This is a genomic window from Geomonas sp., assembly GCF_056994735.1.
Map to the genome: position 1 here is coordinate 1 of NZ_JBXKJL010000446.1, position 4,672 is coordinate 4,672.

Genomic DNA, 4,672 nt, shown 5'->3' on the forward strand with positions numbered 1-4,672 from the left:
CAGCCGCGACGGACCCGGTGGTGGCGGTTGCCGAGGGGAGGGATCACGCCCAGGTCACTCGTAATGCCATCGCGGCCTTGGGCGGGATGAAGCGGTTCGTCAAGAGCGGCGACGTGGTGGTGGTGAAGCCCAATATCGGCTGGGACAGAAACGCGGACCAGGCGGCCAATACCAACCCTGTCGTGGTGCGGGCGGTGGTGGAGGAGGCGCTGAAGGCGGGGGCCAGAAAGGTCAAGGTATTCGATCGCCCCTGCAACGACCAGCGGCGCTGCTACGTCAACAGCGGCATCATGGCGGCGCTCAAGGGGATGAAGAACGTCGAGCTGAAGTACATCGAGGATGAACGCTTCAAAAAGGTGGCGTTGAAAGGGAAGGCGCTAAGCGAGTGGGAGCTCTACGACGAGGTGCTGAAGGCTGACGTCTTCATCAACGTCCCGGTCGCGAAGCACCATGGCCTGACCAAGGTCACCCTGGGGCTGAAGAACGTCATGGGGGTGATGGGCGGGAACCGCGGCGCCATCCACAAGAACATCGACGAGGCCCTGGCCGACGTCAACAGCTTCGTGAAGAGCCATCTCGTGGTGATCGACGCCACCAGGATATTGACGGCCCACGGTCCCCAGGGCGGGAACCTTCGCGACGTCAAGGTCCTCAACAAGGTCATCGCCTCCACGGATATCGTCGCCGTGGACGCCTACGCCACGACCCTCTTCGGCCACCGCCCGGAGGATATCTCCGTGACCGTCGCGGCCCACAGGCGGGGGCTCGGAGAGATCAACCTGAAGAAGGTGCGGATACTGAAGGCCTAGAGCCACGGGGAGCAGGCGTTGAAGAAGTTGACCACGGCAAGAATTTTCCAGCTGCTCTTTCTGCTCGTTTTCCTCCTGCTGTTCGTGCAGACCGAGTACCGCGGCTCCGACCGGATCTCAGCCGCCATCAACAGCTTTTTCCGCATGGACCCGCTGGTGCTGGTCAGCTACCTGGCCGCCGCGCGCTCCTTCACCTGGCTCCTTTTCCCGGCCGTCCTGACCCTGCTCTTCACGCTGGTTTTCGGCCGTTTCTTCTGCGGCTGGATCTGCCCGCTCGGCACCGTCCTCGACCTGGTCACGGGGAGGATAAAGAAAACCGGGCCGCTCCGTTTCCTCAAGGGAAACCTCAAGTATTGGCTGCTACTGCCCCTTATCTCGGCCGCTTTTTTCCGCATCAACCTCTCCGGAATCCTCGATCCCATCGCCATCCTGGTCCGCGCCCTCAGCTTCTTCCTCTACCCCATCATCGGCGATGCCGCGCGCACGACCTGGGTCGGGCTCTACCGGCTCCTCGGCGACCGTCGCGACTATCTGGCGCCCGGGTACGGCCTGTTGCGTGACTACCTGCTGCCTTTCCGGGAAACCTTCTACCCGCTGGCTTTTCTCTCCGCCTTGATGTTCGTCGCCATCATCTTCATCGAGCGCTACGAGACGCGCAACTGGTGCCGGAACCTCTGCCCGCTCGGTACCCTGCTGGGACTTTTCAGCCGCTTCTCCCTTTTCAGGCGGAATCCCGCCACCCTTTGCCCTGACTGCCGGGCCTGCGGATCGGTCTGTCCCACCACCTTCGAGGAGGAGATCCTGCAGGGCGACTCCTGCATCATGTGCATGAAATGCCTGCAGGGCTGCCGCCACAAGCGGATCGGGTGGGCCGGCGGGTGGGGGAACCGCCACGTGGGGACCAACTTCCTGCCCGGGCGTCGGGTGCTCCTGGGCGGGCTGGTGAGTGGATTCTTCCTTGCCGGCTCCTTCCGCTTCCGCCGTCCCGAGGCCCAGGCCCGCCTGCTCAGGCCTCCCGGCGTCGGCTCCGAGGACGAGTTCCTGAAGAAATGCGTCCGTTGCGGCGAGTGCATGAAGGTCTGCCTGACCGGCGGTCTTTATCCCGCCGTATCGCAAGGTGGCATAGAGGGCGTCTTCACCCCCGTGCTTACACCGCGGCTGGGCTATTGCGAGTACAACTGCAACCTGTGCGGACAGGTCTGTCCCACCGCCGCCATCCCGAACCTGCCGATCGAGCGGAAACGGCGGGCGGTGATCGGGAAGGCGGTCTTCGACAGGAATCACTGCCTCCCCTACGCCAAGAAGACCAACTGCATCGTCTGCGAGGAGCACTGTCCCTTCCCGGAAAAGGCCATCCGGTCGGAAGTCGTGGAGGAGAGGGACCTTCACGGCAATATCATTGAGCTGCAGAGGCCCTATGTAGTGGATGAACTGTGCAACGGCTGCGGCATCTGTGAAAACGTCTGCCCGCTGGAAGGGAAATCCGGCATCGAGGTCTTCGCGGTGAAGGACAAGACGCCCCTGAAGGAAGAGGCTGTCGAGGTGCGGGAAGAAGAGCCGAAGGTGGTGGTGAAACCTGAAGGGGAAAAGCCGGGGAAAGATGCCGGGCAGGATGCGTGGCAGGGAGCGGACAACCCTTACCGTTGATGGACTCAGCGTGTGGCTCCCCCTCCCCTTGAGGGGCAAGGGGGTGGGGGGAGTGCCTTTATCTCCGCGCCGGTTGCCTGGGTTGTGGCGCAGGTTGAGCCGTCGGTTGCTGTTCCGGTTGCGACGCCGGGCTCTTTGCCTTGGCCGCGGCGACCGCATCCTGAACCCGCACCAGCGCGTCCTGCAGGCTGTCGCTATCCACCTCCGCCTTCCTTATTATCTGGTTCAAGGTATCCACCGCCACCGAGGTGACATTTTCGGAGAGGGAATTCCTGATCTGGTCCAGGTCGAACTCGTACTCCCGATAGGCCCTCTTCACCTCCCAGGCCTGTTCCGAGATGTCATCGAAATACTCACCAAGCTCCACCGTCCTCTGGTTCGCTGCTCCTTTCTGTCCCGGGAGCGGGCACGCTGTCGTGGTCTGTCGGGACTCGACGAGGTACGAGGCTCCGTAGCGCATCATGTCCGCGTGAACCAGCAGGGGCTTTCCGTATTCATTCATCCTGTTCACATTGTCAGCGAAAACGCCGAAGGCTTGTTGCAGATCGCAGGTCGGCGAGATGGTGAGCTCAGTCAGAGCATCCTGGGTCGCCGCGACCTGCAACTCCGCCTGGTAGTAATCGTCCTGTAACTGCTGCAAGGTCGCGGTGTCCACACTCGCTTCTCCTTTACCGAAGGCGGCAGATCCAGTGAGTAGTGTGAGGATCAGGAGTTTGCAGGATAGAAGCTGCGCCGACCGTATCGATCTCATGACCTTTCTCCCCATATCCGGTGATAGCTTAAGGATATATAGAGATAAGTCACTGTCAACGCGGCGCCTTCGGGCCTCTACACGCTGAGTCGGTCACGGCCGAGGCCATCTCCTGCACACTTCATGACGACCACGGACCCTGTCCGGCTGCTCTACGAAGGGTGCCGGAGGAGAGGGGCGGGGATGTGGTAAGGCACGAAAAGAGGCATTTGGCCTCTTTTTTGTTGAATTTGCCGTGGTAGTCAAGTATCCATTAGCAGTTGATAAGGATGGCGGGGGCTGGAACGACATATCTGCGGAGGATCGTCTTGTTTCATACAGCGACGAAGAAGGTGGCACTGTCATTTGACGACCTGGACAGGCAAGCGATCTTGACTGTTCTTGATGCGTTGCCGGTTTCGGCATTTCTGCTCGATAACGAAAGCATCCATTGCAATGGCGCAGCCGCAGCCCTCACCGGCTATGAGAGAACGGAACTTTCAAATTCTGCCACATTCTTTCCCCTGCTCTTCGGGAGCGCCGCAGAGGATGCCGAAAACTTTCTTCGATGCCGCCCCGACGTCCATCCTCCCGCTCCCCGTGATTTCTCCATCAACTGCAAGGATGGCCGCCTCAGGGTGGTCGAGATTGCCGTTTCCGGACATGTGCGTTCGATCTGTACAATCCACGATGTCACCGACCTGAGAACTGGCGCGTCCGACCTTGCCGCCGCCACCCAAAGCTTCAGGAGGATCGCGGAGCATTCCACCGACCCGTTCATGCTCATCGATCGGGCAGGGAAGATAGTCGACGCCAACGACGTCTGCCTGGCAGCCTACGGGTACGGCAGAGACGATTTCCTGGCCCTTTCGGTTCCGGACCTGGAGAGCGAGGAGACCAGGGAGACGGCGGCGGTTAACCTGGCCGTCGTAATGGAGCAGGGGCACGGCCGCCTGGAATCGAGGCACTGCCTTCGGGAGGGGAGGGTATTCCCGGTGGAGGCCCGCCTTCTTTCCCTCCCCGGTCTACCGTATGTGGTGATGTTCGTGCGGGACATAACGGAGTTGAAGCGGCAGGAACAGAAACGGGTCGAAAACGAAGCTCTGCTGAAGGCCATCATCGACAGCGTTCCCTTTGACTTCTTCGCCCTGGACCTGGAAGGGCGCTACACCATGCTCAACATGAAAAGCACGCGGTTGTGGGGCGATGCCGTAGGAAAGACGGTCGCGGAGTTCGCGGAAGGGACCGACTTCGAGCGCTACATCCCGATCTGGATGGACAACAACAGGCGTGCCCTTGCCGGTGAAACCATGGACCGCGACTTTGTCTTCGAGTTCCAGGGCAAAGAGCGCATCGTTCGGGAGGTGGTCGCGCCGATCCGTGACTCCCAGCAGCGCACCCTTGGCTCCTTCGGCATCAATATCGATATCACCCAGCACAAACTGACGCAAAAGGCCCTGCGCGAGAGCGAGGAGCGCTACCGGCG

General features: G+C 61.1%; 4 protein-coding genes. 3 read left to right on the plus strand and 1 reads right to left on the minus strand.

The genetic code is table 11. The features are described from left to right. Together AC11W3_RS19310 and AC11W3_RS19315 are read left to right on the plus strand one after the other, a co-directional pair. On the plus strand, window positions 1-809 hold an 809-nt coding region (locus tag AC11W3_RS19310), incomplete at its 5' end, for a DUF362 domain-containing protein (RefSeq protein WP_484093580.1). 18 nt (window positions 810-827) lie between these two features. Further along, window positions 828-2,456 carry a 4Fe-4S binding protein gene (locus AC11W3_RS19315; RefSeq protein WP_484093581.1) on the plus strand — a complete coding sequence of 543 codons (1,629 nt, stop codon included), beginning with the start codon at window positions 828-830 and terminating at the stop codon, window positions 2,454-2,456. A gap of 58 nt (window positions 2,457-2,514) precedes the next feature. Here AC11W3_RS19315 and AC11W3_RS19320 read toward each other — a convergent pair whose 3' ends face one another. Beyond that, on the minus strand, window positions 2,515-3,207 hold the full coding sequence (locus tag AC11W3_RS19320) for a hypothetical protein (RefSeq protein ID WP_484093582.1): 693 nt from the start codon (window positions 3,205-3,207) through the stop codon (window positions 2,515-2,517). Window positions 3,208-3,515: 308 nt separating this feature from the next. Here AC11W3_RS19320 and AC11W3_RS19325 point away from each other — a divergent pair. Then, window positions 3,516-4,672: PAS domain-containing protein (locus AC11W3_RS19325; RefSeq protein WP_484089895.1), on the plus strand; the 1,157-nt coding region annotated here is incomplete at its 3' end.

Excerpts from the sequence above, each read along its gene's own strand:
- AC11W3_RS19320 (WP_484093582.1), bottom strand. The coding sequence starts at position 3,207 with ATGAGATCGATACGGTCGGCGCAGCTTCTATCCTGCAAACTCCTGATC.